Source organism: Vibrio sp. THAF64, from assembly GCF_009363455.1.
GTDB lineage: Bacteria > Pseudomonadota > Gammaproteobacteria > Enterobacterales > Vibrionaceae > Vibrio > Vibrio coralliilyticus.
Map to the genome: position 1 here is coordinate 1663984 of NZ_CP045355.1, position 18993 is coordinate 1682976.

Annotated in this window: 1 protein-coding gene; it reads left to right on the forward strand. The window is 48.3% G+C overall.

Annotated features, from left to right (window positions below; genetic code table 11):
• Positions 1-229 precede the first annotated feature (229 nt).
• Entirely contained in the window at positions 230-18976 is an 18747-nt protein-coding gene (locus FIU99_RS07755; RefSeq protein ID WP_152472160.1) for an Ig-like domain-containing protein, read from the forward strand.
• Positions 18977-18993 lie beyond the last annotated feature (17 nt).

Consider the following 18993-nt stretch of genomic DNA (forward strand, 5'->3'; position numbering starts at 1 on the left):
GAGATGAAAAATGAAAATTGCAGATAAAGGCTAATAAAATAGGATCTTTATCCAAAGAATGTGCGATCGACTATGTAATTTGTTTAGTAGAGATTGTTAACACTCCAAACAAAAATGTTTTTGTTTTGAAAGTTGCCGGTGTTAATTTATGCACTAAGTGAATGTGTAAATTAACTTCACCTGTCACAACTTTGACAGACAAAACGTTGTAAAGGATTAGGGGCTTATCATGGGTTTTGGTACATACGTAGTAATTGGTAACCTAGCAGCAGGACAAACAATTGCAATAGATGAAAATGGAAGTATTCGTGTATTGAATGATAACGAAGTTGCTAAAGCAGGCGATGTTGTTATGTCCTTGGAAGAGCTCAATCCAGATTTCGCTGATGTGAACATTGGTATTGTTAATGAAAGCGCTGAACTTCAAGACATAACAAGCGAAATAGATGACATTATTGCAGCACTGGAAGAAGGCCAAGATCCAACTCAACTAGGTGATGAATTTTCGACTGCTGCTGGTGGTCAAATAAGCTCTAGTCTGACCACAATTGGTTCCATCGTCAGGACAGGTGATGAGACCATTGCTAATACTGAATTTAATACTCAAGGTTTTGAAAATTTGGGTATTTCTCGAACTCAGAGCCTAACGCTTTTAGACCAATATCAAGCCATTCAACAAGCCCCAGCCTTTACTACTTTGAATAATAGCCCTCTTGCCGATGATGTATCTGTAACAACGAATGAAGATACGTCGATTAGCGGACAGGTTAGTGCTACTGATCCAAACCCCGATGACTCCCTTACTTTTTCTATCTCCTCATCCCCGGAAAACGGGGTAGTCACGATCAATCCTGTTACTGGGCTGTGGGAGTACACGCCTAATGAAAATTATGATGGCTCTGATTCGTTTGAAGTAACGGTGGATGATGGAAATGGAGGAACGGATACTGTAGTCGTTAATGTTGATGTGACCCCGATTCCGGCTATATCTGTTTCAGGAGATGCTCAGGTAGATGAAGGTAGTAATGCGAGCTACACCATCAACTTTGACAAAGCGTCAAACCAAACCACTAATTTAAAACTGACTTTGTCTTTGAGCTCTGCTGAAGGAGAAGATTTGTCGGGGATGAGTGTAGAAGCATTAAGTTCTTCTGGTGATTCTGATTCATCGCAACGCGTCATTCTTGTTGTGGGAAATGATGGAACGGTTGAGGTGCCAGCAGGTGTTACATCACTCCGTGTGACCGTCAACACTGCTCAGGACACAACATTTGAAGGCTCAGAAGAATACCAGCTCAACGTCGAGCCTGTATTCGGTCTTGTGGGAGATGGTGCTGGCAGCAACAGTGCAAGCACGGCAATTTTGGACAACACTGGCAACGAGTCCGATCTTCCGCAACTAACGGTCAGCAATGAATCCGTGTTTGAAAACAACACCGCCGTCTTCGATATTGCTTTGTCAAACAATGTCGATGGTGATGTTACCTATAATTTTTCAATAAATCTTGATGGTGAAACTGCTGAGATTGCTGACTTTGCCGAAAACCCTTTCAGTGTCACTTATCAGATAACGGGTGTTACTCAAACTGCTACCGCAAACCAAGATGGCAGTTATACCATTCCTGGCAACGCGACCAACATCCAAGTCTCGGTTGAAACCGCAAATGATGAGATCTTCGAAGGAAGTGAAAGCTTCACTTTGGATGCTAATGCGAGTGCCACAGTGGGTGGTGAAAGCTTTAACCTGAGTGAGTCCGGGTCAGGCACGATCAGTGATGAACAACAGGGAGGAGGCAACGCGGATACTCCATCCTTGTCAGTGAGCTCTGAAGCTGTTGTTGAAGGCAGCACCGCTGTGTTTAATGTTGCGCTGTCGAATGTTGTCGATGGTTATGTGACTTATAACTTTGCACTTAATATAGAAGGACAATCTGCGGAGTTAGCAGACTTTACAACGAATCCGATCAGTGTCAGCTACCAACTGGATGGTGTTACTCAGCCAGCTGAAGCCAATCAGGATGGTACGTACACCATCCCTGGCAATGCAACCAATATTCAAGTCTCAGTTGAAACATTAGATGACGATATTTTTGAAGGCAGCGAAAACTTCAAACTGGATGTTAGCGCGAACGCTACTGTTGGTGATGATAGTTTTAACTTGAATGAATCAGGAACAGGAACAATTACTGATGAGCAGGTGGATGCTAGTAATGCAGATACACCAACTCTTTCGGTTAGTTCTGAATCTGTTGTAGAAGGGAATACAGCAGTATTTGACGTTGCGTTGTCGAATGATGTTGATGGCGATGTTACCTATAATTTCTCTTTAAATTTCAATGATCAAGCTGCGACTCTTGATGATTTTTCCGTAAATCCGATCGATGTTAGTTATGAAGTGAATGGGCAGGCGCAGACAGCTGTAGCGAATCAAGATGGCAGCTACAACATTCCCGGTAACGCAACTAATATTCAAGTCTCTGTTGAAACTACGGATGATAGTATTTTTGAGGGCAACGAAAGCTTTACGTTGGATGTCAGTGCAAACGCTACAACAGGCGGTGATCGCTTTAATCTCAATGAGTCCGGAGCAGGTACGATCAGCGATGAATCCGATCGTCCTGACTTAACCGTCACAGGTGCAGGTAGCGTCTCCGAAGGTGAGGTGGCGACGTTCAGCATTAATCTCTCCAACCCTGTTGACCATGCGGTTACCCTTGACCTGCGTGCGAAAACCAACGGCAATGCTAATACCGCCGAAGCGGACGATATTGGTGAGATGCGCGCGTACTATCTTGATGGTGACGACAAAGTCTATCTGGACTTTGATGGGCGCGAGATTTCAGTACCAGCGGGTGTGCAGGACATCTTTGTTGAAGTCGATACCGTGGATGACAACGCAGCGCCTGTGCACGAAGGCAGTGAACGTTTCCAACTTGTAGTGCGTGATGTGGACGATGTGACCACAGATAGTAATGGTAAAACGAAAGCGGCGGCGTTTATTGACGACAGTGGCAATGGTGCGGGGGATAACCCGGACGATGACCGCCCAGGCATTACCAGTATCTCCAGCCCAACCGTCGATGAAGGCGGTACGGCCGTCTTTGATGTCACGCTGAGCAACCCAAGTGAATTAGCCACCCCTGTCACTATGACGCTGGCCAATGGCACAGCGGAAAGTGACGACTACACCAGTAATCAAATTACCGTCAACTTTGCTGATGGCACCAGCACGGTGGTGAATGCGGTTAATGGTGAGTTTAGCTTTGATGTTCCGGCGGGCAACAACTCTTACACTGTGTCGGTTGAGACGACCGATGACAATAACGCGCCTGTGTATGAAGGCGACGAAACCTTCACCTTGAGCGGTGCGAGCAGCAGTCAAACAGGTACCGTCAGCGGTGAAGCGACCATTCAAGATGGTGGCGAGGGCAGCGATAACGATCGCCCTGATTTAACCGTCACAGGTGCAGGTACCGTCTCCGAAGGAGAGGTGGCAACGTTTAGCATTAATCTTTCCAATCCTGTTGACCATGCGGTTACCCTTGACCTGCGTGCCAAAACCAACGGCAATGCCAATACCGCGGAAGCGGACGATATTGGTGAGATGCGTGCGTACTATCTTGATGGTGACGACAAAGTCTATCTGGACTTTGATGGGCGCGAGATTTCAGTACCTGCGGGTGTGCAGGACATCTTCGTTGAAGTCGATACCGTGGATGACAACGCTTCACCAGTGCACGAAGGCAGTGAACGTTTCCAACTTGTAGTGCGTGATGTGGACGGTGTGACCACAGATAGTAATGGTAAAGCGAAAGCGGTCGCGTTTATTGACGACAGTGGCAATGGTGCGGGGGATAACCCGGACAATGACCGCCCCGAAATCACCAGTATTTCCAGCCCGATCGTCGATGAAGGCGGCACCGCTATCTTTGATGTGACGCTCAGTAATCCAAGTGAGCTAGCCACCCCTGTCACTATGACACTGGCCAATGGTACAGCGGGAAGTGATGACTACACCACCAATCAGATCACCGTCAACTTTTCTGATGGCACCAGCACGGTCGTGAATGCGGTCAATGGTGAATTCAGTTTTAATGTTCCAGCGGGTAACAGTTCTTATACGGTGTCGGTTGAAACCGCGGATGACAACAATGCACCTGTGTATGAAGGCGATGAAACCTTCACCTTAAGCGGTGCAAGCAGCAGTCAAACAGGTACGGTGAGCGGTGAAGCAACCATTCAAGATGGTGGTGAGGGCAGCGATAACGATCGCCCTGACTTAACCGTCACAGGCGCAGGTACCGTCTCCGAAGGTGAGGTGGCAACCTTCAGTATCAATCTTTCTAACCCTGTTGACCATGCCGTTACCCTCGATTTACGTGCCAAAACCAACGGCAATGCCAATACCGCGGACGCGGACGATATTGGTGAGATGCGTGCGTACTATCTTGATGGTGACGATAAAGTCTATCTGGACTTTGATGGTCGTGAGATTTCCGTGCCAGCGGGTGTACAGGACATCTTTGTTGAAGTCGATACCATAGACGACAACGCAGCGCCGGTGCACGAAGGCAGCGAACGTTTCCAGCTTGTGGTACGTGATGTGGATGGCGTGACCACAGACAACAATGGCAAAGCGAAAGCGGCGGCGTTTATTGACGACAGCGGTAATGGTGCAGGGGATAACCCGGATGATGATCGCCCAGACATTACCACCATATCCAGCCCGATCGTTGATGAAGGCGGTACCGCTGTTTTTGATGTCACGCTGAGCAACCCAAGCGAATTGGCTACACCAGTCACCATGACGCTAGCAAATGGCACAGCGGAAAGTGACGACTACACCACTAATCAAATTACCGTCAATTTTGCCGATGGCACCAGCACGGTGGTGAATGCGGTCAATGGTGAGTTCAGTTTTGATGTTCCGGCGGGCAACAACTCTTACACTGTGTCGGTTGAGACGACCGATGACAATAACGCGCCTGTGTATGAAGGCGACGAAACCTTCACCTTGAGCGGTGCGAGCAGCAGTCAAACAGGTACCGTCAGCGGTGAAGCGACCATTCAAGATGGTGGCGAGGGCAGCGATAACGATCGCCCTGATTTAACCGTCACAGGTGCAGGTACCGTCTCCGAAGGTGAGGTGGCAACGTTTAGCATCAATCTCTCCAATCCTGTTGACCATGCCGTCACCCTCGATTTGCGTGCCAAAACCAATGGTAACGCCAATACCGCGGAAGCGGACGATATTGGTGAGATGCGTGCGTACTATCTTGATGGCGACGATAAAGTCTATCTGGACTTTGATGGTCGCGAGATTTCCGTGCCAGCGGGCGTGCAGGACATCTTCGTTGAAGTCGATACCGTGGATGACAACGCTGCGCCTGTCCACGAAGGCAGCGAACGCTTCCAACTTGTGGTACGCGATGTCGATGGCGTGACCACAGACAACAATGGCAAAGCCAAAGCAGCGGCGTTTATTGATGACAGCGGCAACGGCGCAGGGGATAACCCAGACGATGACCGCCCAGACATTACCAGTATCTCTAGCCCAACCGTCGATGAAGGCGGTACGGCCGTCTTTGATGTGACGCTCAGTAACCCAAGTGAATTAGCCACGGCAGTCACCATGACGCTGACCAATGGCACGGCGGAAAGTGACGACTACACTAGCAATCAAATCACCGTCAACTTTGCCGATGGTACCAGCACGGTGGTTAACGCGGTCAATGGTGAGTTCAGTTTCGATGTCCCAGCGGGCAACAGTTCTTACACCGTGTCGGTTGAGACTACTGATGACAACAACGCACCTGTGTATGAAGGTGACGAAACCTTCACCTTAAGCGGTGCGAGCAGCAGTCAAACAGGTACCGTCAGCGGTGAAGCGACCATTCAAGATGGTGGTGAGGGCAGCGATAACGATCGCCCTGATTTAACCGTGACAGGCGCGGGTGCCGTCTCCGAAGGTGAAGTGGCAACGTTTAGCATCAACCTCTCTAACCCTGTCGACCATGCCGTCACCCTCGATTTGCGTGCCAAAACCAACGGCAATGGCAATACTGCGGAAGCGGACGATATTGGCGAGATGCGTGCGTACTATCTTGACGGCGACGATAAAGTCTATCTGGACTTTGATGGTCGTGAGATTTCTGTGCCAGCGGGTGTGCAGGACATCTTTGTTGAAGTGGATACCGTAGATGACAACGCTTCACCAGTGCATGAAGGCAGTGAACGCTTCCAGCTTGTGGTACGCGATGTGGATGGCGTGACCACAGACAGCAATGGTAAAGCCAAAGCGGCGGCGTTTATTGATGACAGCGGCAACGGCGCAGGGGATAACCCAGACGATGACCGCCCAGACATTACCAGTATCTCCAGCCCAACCGTCGATGAAGGCGGCACGGCGATCTTTGATGTGACGCTCAGTAACCCAAGCGAGTTAGCCACTCCTATCACCATGACGCTGACGAATGGCACGGCGGAAAGTGACGACTACACTAGCAATCAAATCACCGTCAACTTTGCTGATGGCACTAGCACGGTTGTAGACGCAGTTAATGGTGAATTCGGTTTTGATGTCCCAGCGGGCAACAGTTCTTACACCGTGTCGGTTGAGACTACGGATGACAACAACGCACCTGTGTATGAAGGCGATGAAACCTTTACTTTAAGTGGAGCTAGCAGCAGTCAAACAGATACAGTGAGCGGTGAAGCGACCATTCAAGATGGTGGTGAGGGCAGCGATAACGATCGCCCTGATTTAACCGTGACAGGCGCGGGTGCCGTCTCCGAAGGTGAGGTGGCGACCTTCAGCATTAATCTCTCCAACCCTGTTGACCATGCGGTTACCCTTGACCTGCGTGCCAAAACCAACGGCAATGCCAATACCGCGGAAGCGGACGATATTGGTGAGATGCGTGCGTACTATCTTGATGGTGACGATAAAGTCTATCTGGACTTTGATGGTCGTGAGATTTCTGTGCCAGCGGGTGTGCAGGACATCTTTGTTGAAGTTGATACCGTAGATGACAACGCTTCACCAGTGCATGAAGGCAGTGAACGCTTCCAGCTTGTGGTACGCGATGTGGATGGCGTGACCACCGACAACAATGGCAAAGCGAAAGCAGCGGCGTTTATTGATGACAGCGGCAACGGCGCAGGGGATAACCCAGACGATGACCGCCCAGAAATTACCAGCATCTCTAGCCCAACCGTCGATGAAGGCGGTACGGCCGTCTTTGATGTGACGCTCAGTAACTCAAGTGAATTAGCCACGCCAGTCACCATGACGCTGACGAATGGCACGGCGGAAAGTGACGACTACACTAGCAATCAAATCACCGTCAACTTTGCTGATGGCACTAGCACGGTTGTAGACGCAGTTAATGGTGAATTCAGTTTTGATGTCCCAGCTGGTAACAGTTCTTACACCGTGTCGGTTGAGACTACGGATGACAACAACGCCCCTGTGTATGAAGGCGATGAAACCTTTACTTTAAGTGGAGCTAGCAGCAGTCAAACAGATACAGTGAGCGGTGAAGCGACCATTCAAGATGGTGGTGAGGGCAGCGATAACGATCGCCCTGATTTAACCGTGACAGGCGCGGGTGCCGTCTCCGAAGGTGAGGTGGCGACCTTCAGCATTAATCTCTCCAACCCTGTTGACCATGCGATTACCCTTGACCTGCGTGCCAAAACCAACGGCAATGCCAATACCGCGGAAGCGGACGATATTGGTGAGATGCGCGCGTACTATCTCGATGGCGACGCCAAAGTCTATCTGGACTTTGATGGTCGTGAGATTTCTGTGCCAGCGGGTGTGCAGGACATCTTTGTTGAAGTTGATACCGTGGATGACAACGCTTCACCAGTGCATGAAGGCAGTGAACGCTTCCAACTTGTGGTTCGTGATGTGGATGGTGTGACCACAGACAACAATGGCAAAGCGAAAGCAGCGGCGTTTATTGATGACAGCGGCAACGGCGCAGGGGATAACCCAGACGATGACCGCCCAGAAATTACCAGCATCTCTAGCCTAACCGTCGATGAAGGCGGTACGGCCGTCTTTGATGTGACGCTCAGTAACTCAAGTGAATTAGCCACGCCAGTCACCATGATGCTGACGAATGGCACGGCGGAAAGTGACGACTACACTAGCAATCAAATCACCGTCAACTTTGCTGATGGCACCAGCACGGTTGTAGACGCAGTTAATGGTGAATTCAGTTTTGATGTCCCAGCTGGTAACAGTTCTTACACCGTGTCGGTTGAGACTACGGATGACAACAATGCACCTGTGTATGAAGGCGATGAAACCTTCACTTTAAGTGGTGCTAGCAGCAGTCAAACAGGCACGGTGAGCGGTGAAGCGACCATTCAAGATGGTGGTGAGGGCAGCGATAACGATCGCCCTGATTTAACCGTGACAGGCGCGGGTGCCGTCTCCGAAGGTGAGGTGGCGACCTTCAGCATTAATCTCTCCAACCCTGTTGACCATGCGGTTACCCTTGACCTGCGTGCGAAAACCAACGGCAATGCCAATACCGCGGAAGCGGACGATATTGGTGAGATGCGCGCGTACTATCTCGATGGTGACGACAAAGTTTATCTGGACTTTGATGGGCGCGAGATTTCTGTGCCAGCGGGTGTGCAGGACATCTTTGTTGAAGTTGATTCCGTAGATGACAACGCATCGCCGGTGCACGAAGGCAGCGAACGCTTCCAGCTCGTAGTACGCGATGTGGATGGCGTGACCACCGACAGCAATGGCAAAGCCAAAGCGGCGGCGTTTATTGATGACAGTGGCAATGGTGCGGGGGATAACCCGGACGATGACCGCCCAGACATTACCAGTATCTCCAGCCCAACTGTCGATGAAGGCGGCACGGCTGTCTTTGATGTGACGCTGAGCAACCCAAGCGAGTTGGCAACACCAGTCACCATGACGCTGGCGAATGGCACGGCTGAAAGTGATGACTACACCACTAATCAAATTACTGTCGATTTTGCGGATGGCACCATCATGGTCGTAAATGCGGTCAATGGTGAATTCAGTTTTGATGTCCCAGCAGGCAACAGTTCTTACACCGTGTCGGTTGAAACGACCGATGACAGCAATGCCCCTGTGTATGAAGGCGATGAAACTTTCACCTTAAGCGGTGCAAGCAGCAGTCAAACAGGTACAGTGAGTGGTGAAGCGACCATTCAAGATGGTGGTCAAGGCGGTGATGATGATCGCCCAGGCATTACCAGTATCTCCAGCCCAACCGTCGATGAAGGCGGTACGGCCGTCTTTGATGTCACGCTGAGCAACCCAAGTGAGCTAGCCACACCTGTCACTATGACGTTGGCTAATGGCACAGCGGAAAGTGACGACTACACCAGCAATCAAATCACGGTTAGCTTTGCCGATGGCACCAGCACGGTTGTAGACGCGGTTAATGGTGAGTTCAGTTTTGATGTCCCAGCGGGCAACAGTTCTTACACCGTGTCAGTTGAGACTGCTGATGACAACAATGCCCCTGTGTATGAAGGTGATGAAACCTTTACTTTAAGTGGAGCTAGCAGCAGTCAAACAGGTACTGTGAGTGGTGAAGCGACCATTCAAGATGGTGGTGAAGGCAATGACGATGACCGCCCTGAAATTACCAGTATTTCTAGTCCAACGGTCGATGAAGGCGGTACTGCTGTCTTTGATGTGACTCTTAGTAATTCGAGCGAACTGGTTACGCTAGTCACCATGACGCTGGCTAATGGTACAGCGGAAAGTGACGACTACACCACCAATCAAATCACGGTTAACTTTGCCGACGGTACCAGCACTGTTGTCAACGCGGTTGATGGTGAATTCAGTTTTGAGGTGCCTGCGGGCAACAGTTCTTACACTGTGTCGGTTGAGACCACGGATGACAACATTGCGCCAGTGTATGAAGGCGATGAAACCTTCACTTTAACTGGTGCTAGCAGTAGCCAGACAGGTACGGTGAGCGGTGACGCGACCATTCAGGATGGTGGTGAGGGCAATGACGACGACCGCCCTCAAGTTTCCATCTCAGGAGGTGGGGACGTTAATGAAGGTAATACCGCTAACTTCACGGTCCATTTATCAAACACTGCGACATCGACTGTTTCTTTCGTTCTCACGTTAAATGCGGGAGATACTTCAACAGAAGATCTGGCTTCGTACCAATATCAAACTGCGAATGGTACTTGGTTGGATGTGCCTGCGTCGGGAGAAATTTCTGTTCCTGCAGGTTCGAGCTCTGTAAACGTTAAAGTTGTCACTCAACAAGATGATACTTATGAAGGGGATGAGAGCTTTAGCCTGTCCGTCAGTGCGGGGAGCGGAACAGTTAGCGCGTCAACAGACACCACCGCAAGCGCTACGATTTTGGATTTCGAAGATAATCCACCTGAAGCAGAAAATTTTGATGCAACACTCGACGCAAATGGAAATGCAAGCATCTTGTTTAATAGCGAGGATGCTGAACAAGATCATATTTCTGATAACGAAGATGACGCAACAAACACACCTGTTGGCGTTGTTATCACAGAGCTTCCTGAGTCGGGTCAGCTGTATTACGGCGATCAGTTGATCGACGCCGATGATCTTACGACCTTTACTTCAGAAGGCGAAGTGCTGCAGCAAGGAACAATATTCAGTGACCCCAACCTGATTCGGTATGAAAATGATGCTGAATCGACAGGCTTCGTTCTGGGAGTAAAAGAAGCGCCCGATGGTATGGGTGGCGGCGCTAGCCAATCTAATTTCTTAAATTGGGGTGAATCTGTTCAAGGTAATGCTGGCCAGAGGGTTCTGACTTTTGACAACGGCGATTCAATCACAATTACTTCTTCAGGTCAGGCATTAACACAATACTTTGGTCAGCCAAATGCGGGGCATATTGGATATGGACTTGCAGTAGGAAATGATGGCGGTCTTCAGCAAGGTGAGACAATTACGATTGATTTTACCCATCGCCCGTCAACGTCTGTAGAAGTAGGGTTAGATGGACTCGGTGGCTGGTTTGAGGATGGCCACGAGTTTGAAACAACAGCGATAGTGCAAGCAAAACTTGATGATGGCTCAATCATCGAAGTACCAGTCTCAAAAGAGACCTCAGGCAATACAGATTTGTTCCATGTTGTGACTATCGATGCTCCAGAAGGTCGACAAATTGAAGAGCTGATAGTGACCACCGAAGGCCCGGGTAACTGGGAGCTGCGTTATCTAGAAACATCATCAAATGACACCTTCGATTACCGAGCAGTAGATAGTGATGGAAATTACAGCGACGAGCACACGGTGACTCTAGTCGAAGGAAACCAAGCGCCGATTGCCACAGATGACCCTGTTGCTTTTGAAGTCGCACTTGGTACCTTTAACTCTAATTCTTGGACACATGATGGCGTCAGTATTAGCGGCAGCTATCAAGGTCAAGATCAGTCTATTACTCAAAGCGGTGTCAAACGTGGGGTTGCGGGTGACGAAAACGGAGGGCCGGGTGCTCAAATTCAGTACAACCGAGAAGATGGTGAGTCTGAGCAGTTCAGAGTTGACCTAGACAAGCCTGCGACAGAGTTTAGCTTTGAAGTATCGAATCTATTCAAAAATGAAGGTGGAAGTAGCAACCATGAGCAAGGTAAATGGGTGGCCTATCTCGGCGATAACGCCGTCGCGAGTGGCACCTTTGTTGCCAATGATGGTAGCAACCACGGTTCTTATCATTTTGATGAGCAAGACCTCGGCGGCGTAGCGTTTGATAGCGTTGTTTTTGAAGCGACAGATTTTAGCAACATTCCTGCCCGTGGCAGTGACTCTTCAGACTATTTTCTAACAGGCTTCAAAGCGTCTGGTGACGGTGCGTATGCAGCCAATCAAGGAGAAGTTCTTGAAATTCCTTTGACTGAACTATTGGGTAACGATTTTGATCCGAATGGCGACAATATTCGAATCACCCATGTCTCTGAAGTCAATAACGCCAGCGCTAGGATTGAGAATGGCATAGTTTATATAGATCTTGATGATGCGTTCGTTGGTAATACTACGTTTGATTACGTTATTACCGATGATAAAGGAGGCTTTGCTGAGGCGACGGTTTCAATTGTAGTGAATCCCTTGCCTCAAGAGGTCGCCGTAGAATCTATCTCAATGCTTGAGAATTCAGTAGATGAAGGAGACAACCTTGTCTACAAAGTGACACTGGAAGAAGGTGTACTGCAAGAAGCACGATACAGTGTCACTTTTGGTAAGTCAGATAGTGATAGCGCAGACAATTCGGATGTGGACTTGTCTCAAGTGATATTCACCAACGGGGTGACTTATGACTCCACGGCACAACAAGTGGTTGTTCCTGTCGGTGTTAGCACTTTCTCTGTTCTTATCCCAACCTTGATAGATGGCGTTTATGAAAGCTCTGAAGACTACACACTGATTTTAGGTGGACAGCAGGCCTCGGGCACAATTGAGAATGTAGATATACCATTGGTGTCTGTTTCTGAAAATGTGAGTGTCAGTGAAGGCTCAACTGCAGAGTTCACCGTTTCATTGAGCAAAAACACGGCTGAAGCGGTGACTATCAACCTAGCTTTGGCTCATTTAGAGACAGACGCGTCTGATATTTCAAGCATGGTAGTGGAGTATCACGATGGCAACAGTTGGCAAACGCTGGCGATTGCTCCAAATGGTGATGTCGTGTTACCAGCAGGGGTGACGCAGGCTCGTGTTACCGTTCAGACAAGTGATGACGACTCTCAGCCTGTTTACGAGGGAGCTGAGCGCTTCGAGCTTGCTGTTAGCGGCGTTGTCGGAGCTCAGGGCTCTGACTCTAGCGTCGCGACTATTGTCGATGATGGAAGCGTTGACCCTGACGGTGAGGGCCCGGAAACCGCCAATGATGACCGTCCGGTTGTTAACTCGGTCAGCGACCAAAATGTTGAAGAAGGCGGTGTTGTCAGTTTCGATGTCGCGTTGTCTGCAGAGAGTACTTCGGACACCCGAGTGGTTTTAGAGCTCAATGAAATTAATGCCACCTCACCAGAAGACTTTAATGGTAGTGTTGTGACGGTGAAATATGGCGCCCCTGAGCAATCGGAGCAGGTCACCCTACAAAATGGTGTGTTTGAGTTTGATTTACCAGCCGGTGAAAGTGATTTTACGGTTTCTGTACAAACGAACGATGATCAAGTATCCGATAACAACGAGACGTTCACGTTAGCGGCTAAGACAGAGTATCAATCGAATCAGGTTAGCGGTACAGCCACGATTCAAGATAATGAAAAACCAACCATCGACTTAGATGGCAGTGAATATCAGATTGAATTTGTCAGCGAAAGTGCGGGTTATCACAATGTATTCGGCTACTACGTTTATGATGAATCGTCAGATACACAGCAGCTTCAAATCTTGATGTCGGACTCGTACGACTCCCGTCAAAATGGATTTGATCCTGTCCTTGCGAATCTAGATAGCATGGACAACGTCGAGTACTTCCTCATTCCAAATGGTGCCAATGCAATTGAAAATGCACCATCAGGCGCAACGTTTGAAGTGGACTCCAATGGTAAGTTGCTTATTAACGGAGCTGAGCAATCCAATATTAATGTGTTCTTGAGTCATGACGAAAACTCTCACATGAGAGTATCTGAAAATAGCGATGGCGACACGGTTTTAAGCTTTGACGACCAGAAAAATCACGCCAATGATGACAATGACTACAACGACTTAGTCATCAAAATTTCGAAACAAGACACCAATGTTGATTTTGCTACTGCTTTCACTGAAGGTGATGATGCAATTTCGATTGCGGATGCAAGTGTCGACATTTTTGACGACAAAGACGCTATTCAATCTATGCAAGTGACGTTGACGAACAAGTATGCAGGCGATCAACTTACTTGGCCTTCTACGCCCGGATTCACCGTCAGCCAGTCTGTGACGCCTGCCAGCGTTACGCTGTTGATTACTGCCGATACAGTTGGTGGCGTATCATCTTCAGAGTTTGAAGCTTTCCTCAAAGGGATTCGATTCGAAAATACCAGTGAAAACCCTGATGAAACGGATCGTGAGATAGACATCCATGTGACGGATGCTTCGGGTCAACAATCAGAAACGGCAACGACAACGATAAGCGTTGTTGAAGTGGCTGACCTGACCGTACAACAGAATGCTAGCGGTGATGAAGATAACCAAATTGCGCTGAACATCTCTATCCCTGCGAACAGCTCTGTGACTGAAATTGTATTGACCGATTTACCAGACGGTTCGATTCTTAAGTCTGGCGAAAATATGATTGTGATTAGCAATGGAGAAGCAACGCTAACTCCACAACAGCTGGCACAGTTGAACATAACTCCGCCAAACAACAGTGACGAGAACTTTACGGTTAATGTGGAAGGTTACACTTCTTCCAACGAGCTTATAGAACAACACAGTATCGATGTTCAGGTTGATGCTGTCACTGACGTGCCTTTAATTACTATTGCTGAGCCAGAAGTGATTTCGTTCCATGATTTCGATTCTATCGACATGGATAACCGCTCATGGCGCGGTAATGTGAGTGCGAGTGAGCTTACACAATCTGATGGTGCTGAAGGTATCTGGGGAACAGATAACTCGGGTGAATACAGCGAAGTAGGCAAAGAAACTGTCTATCGAGGTGGTGTTTCAGACAGTTCGAATCAAATCTTTGAGATCGAAGGTCGTCATGGTGATGACCAACTGTTCACTCAGTTTACTGCGCAAGCAGACCAGTTCTACACCCTTTCATTTGATGTCGTCGCGCGCAGGCTAAATGATTCTCCGTTGACGGTATTCCTTGAAGATGAAAATGGTGATCGTAAAGTTCTGTTTGAGTACACCGATCAGCAAAGCCTCAATTGGCAAACCGAAAGTATTAATTTCCAAGCACCATCGGATGGAGAGTACAAAGTTGTATTTGAATCAGAAACGTCATCAAACAGCTACGGTGCGCTGCTCGATGACATAACGTTAGAGAAAGCAGACAACATTGGTTACGAAGACAGCTTCATCCCGCTTAGCGATATTGTTGTTGGCTTAAGTGATACTGACGGCTCAGAAACCTTGTCTTTGGTACTTAATGGATTACCAGAAGGGTCTGTTATTCGAGATGGCAATGGTAACTCGATCACTGTTGTAGCAACGCCAGATGGAAAGAATAGCGTAGATTTGTCTGCATGGAGCAATGACCTGACGGGACTTGAAGTGAATGTGCCTGAGGAGGGCAGCTACCCGCTCGAATTTGTTGTAACCGCACAAGATAATGCACCTGCGACCGCTGAATCAGTCAGCAAGGTAATTAATCTAACGGTCTTGCCAGTGCTTGATGCTGAGAGCAAGGAAGTGACACTTGATGAAGACGAAAGCTACATCTTAGGTGTCTCTGACTTCGGTATTACTGACCTAGATGCACAAATATCAATTTCTGAATTACCGAGTTCAGGTGTTTTAGAGGTGCAAACTTCGCCGGGAGTCTGGGCACCAGTTTCAGAAGGTGATTTGATCTCCGTGAATCATGTGGCTCAGGGCAATCTCCGATTTACGCCTGAGGATGATGAGTCAGGATACAACCAGCATACTGGCACCGGAGAAGGTAACCTGAATCAGGATTATGCTCACATTGACTTTGTGGTTGAAAAAGGTGATGCCAAGTCTGATGCAATGACGCTTACTCTTGATGTTACGCCCGTAGCGGATACTCCAGTTCTTAACATCACCACTCCAGACACTGTGCTTCCAGAGCAGCACTTCAATGTGGTGACCTGGACGGGAGTGATTGTAGGAAATGACAATGGTCAGGGTGTAAATGGCAGCACGTTGATTTCAGCTATTGATGCGCTCGACCCTCAACTTGCTTCTTCAAGTACAACAACCAATGCCCAAGACACCGGCAGTTGGGCAACGGCAGCAGACAATGCCGTGCTCGTGACTGGTTTGGTGTACCTTGAGGCTGGAACGAGTTATGACTTTGTAGGACGTGGTGATGACAGCCTAGCGATCACGATTGGTGGCGTTATGTCCGACCAAGCCTACTGGGGGAATTCAAGTGGGCAAATTCAGGGCAGCGCCTTTACGCCTCAGGTGTCGGGTTACTATCCACTTGCGATTTATCACCACAACCAAAGTGGCCCAGGTAACTTTAATGTCGATGTTTCTATAAATGGCGCGGCAGCGGTTGATCTTACCAGCTCTGCGTTATCCGTAGTGACCGACGAAACACAGCTGGATCAATCTGATGTAAGGGCTTCAGAACTTAAGTCAGTAAATGGTGTGGAAGTATATGAAGTCTACGGTTACAACGAAGGGCTTCAAGATACTGAAATCCCACTTTCTCAGATTACGAGTGCTCTTAACGATAACGATGGCTCTGAAACGCTGGGGGTCACATTGAGTGGTTTACCACAAGGTGCGACATTGAGTGATGGTGGTTCTAATAATGTGGTTGTAGGCGCTTCCGGTGAGGTGGATGTAACGACTTGGGATCTATCTTCGTTATCCGTTTTACCACCAGCAGGCTCTCACGACGATTTTACAATTACAGTTGTGGCCACAGCTTCAGAGGTGAACTCAACCAGCGAGGCGGATTCGCGAGCAACGATAGATGTTGTCGTTCACGAAAACAAACCTACTGTGACGCAACCTGATGTCAATGTCGTCGATGAAGACCGCAGTGCGATTGGTAATGTACTGACGGATATAGACGGTAGAGACAGCGATGAAGACAACATCCTTTCTGTTGAACACTTCTCTATCAACAATGTCTCGTACCCAGCAGGCAGTAGCGTGACTTTGTCTGAAGGCACGTTTGTCATGCAGGCCGATGGTGGCTATGAGTTTACGCCGAACGCTAACTGGTCAGGCCAACTTCCCGTGATCACTTATACGACAAACACAGGTGCCTCAGATACGCTATCCATTCAAGTCGTGCCAGTAGCCGATGCACCTCAAGTCTCTATGACTATTGGCGAAATGGAGGTGGTGAATGTAGCGACAGAGCAAATGGAGGATGGTCGTTACGAAACATCGCAAGATAAAACCATTCCAGTTAATGTTGCTGTAGCCTTAGTTGATGCGGATGGCAGTGAAGCTCTCGGAACTGAAGTCGTTGTGACGGGTATTCCAACAGGTGTGGAAGTATACGTGAACGATAGTTTGGTGTCTTCACAGCCGAATGGTTCTTACTTAATAACGCTAGATGGTAATGGCGACGCGTCCTTCGATATCAAAGTACCTCACGATTACAGTGGTAGCTTGGAGTTCCCGATTCAGGTTCAAGGGTCTTCGGTCGAAAGCGCCAACCAAGATACAGCGCATAGTACAGCGGAAGAGACACTCTCTTTCCGTAGCTATGTGCTTGAATCGGGTTCACATGGTGATGACACCATTAGTGGCAATGGAGATCATGAACTAATCGTAGGTGATGTTCAGGGTATCCAGATTATTGCAGGTCAGGACTATAACATCGCATTTGTTCTTGATACTTCGGGTAGTATGGGTGGAAGAGTTGGTACGGCGAAAACAGAAATTATCGAAGTTTTCGATCAGTTACTCAGCACTGCTAACTCAGGTTCTAATGCCGGGACCGTCAACATCCTTTTAACTGAGTTTGCTACTAACTCAGGTGTCACGATATCAGTGGATTTAAGCTCTCCAACGACTCGCGCTGATTTTGTGTCTCAGCTAAGTAGTATCGAGGACAATGGTAGTGGTCTTACAAACTACGAAACCAGCTTCGACGCAGCTGTTGAATGGTTTGATGCTAATACTAACGATCAAGCAGAAAATATTACGTACTTTATTACGGATGGTAACCCCAACTATAACAATCACCTAAATGTAACTTCTGCTGATTTCGACCAGCTTGTGCTGGACTATGACGCATCCACTAAGGATGTCGTGACATTAGATGATATCTTGCCTGATAACTATTCTGTGGGTATCGCGGTCTCTTATAAAGGTGAAGAAATTGTCTCCAGTTCAGGTGCCGTCAAATCGCCGTTGACAGGCGCTACGCTAGGTAACTTAAGCTACTCAGGTGGATTGAGATACACCGATGGTAGCAATGCATCGGTGCAGGCTCGTCATATGTATCAGGTGTTGGCGTTAATCTCAGCGGTTGAAGCGGTGGGTATTGGCAGTGGCGTCAATGAAGCAACCTTGTCACAGTATGACTCTGATGGTGTGGTTGTTCCTAACATCAATGTAGACGAACTAGCTGAGACGATTCTTGGGCAGGAAGTGACCTTAGAACAAGGTGAAGACAACATAGAAGGTGGGCAGGGCGACGACATTCTATTTGGTGACCTCATTGATTTCGATAACATTGACGGCCAAGGTGTTGCTGCATTACAGAAATACGTTGCATCAGAGACCAGCAGTCCATTAGCTGATGTATCAGCAGAAGATGTTCACAGTTATGTTCGTCAGAACCACAGTGATTTTGATGTTTCCCGTGACGGTGATCAGGACGACACTCTTTCTGGTGGAGTAGGAGATGACATTCTGTTCGGTCAGGGGGGGGATGATACTCTGGATGGCGGTGCAGGCAATGACATTCTGCTAGGTGGAGCGGGTGATGATACGCTCATCGGTGGCTTAGGTAGTGACATTCTATCTGGCGGCGATGGTGAGGATGAATTCGTCTGGCATGATGGCGACCTAGATGGTGGTACTGACGTAATCACGGACTTCCATGTATCGGAAGATAAGATCGATATTTCTGATCTGTTAGGACAAGATGAAACCATGGAAGAGTTACTTTCTGATGTCTCTGCCAATGTTGTCGACAGTAACGGCATTGAACTCACCATTCAGAGAGACAACGGACAAACCACTCAGTCGATTAAGCTGGATAACGTCGTCGATCAACTCAACGGCATTGATACCAGTCATGGCAGTATCACGGGCAACGACTTGACCAATTTACTGAATGAAATTATCAAATCACACGATTAAAAAAAGGGCCGTAAGGC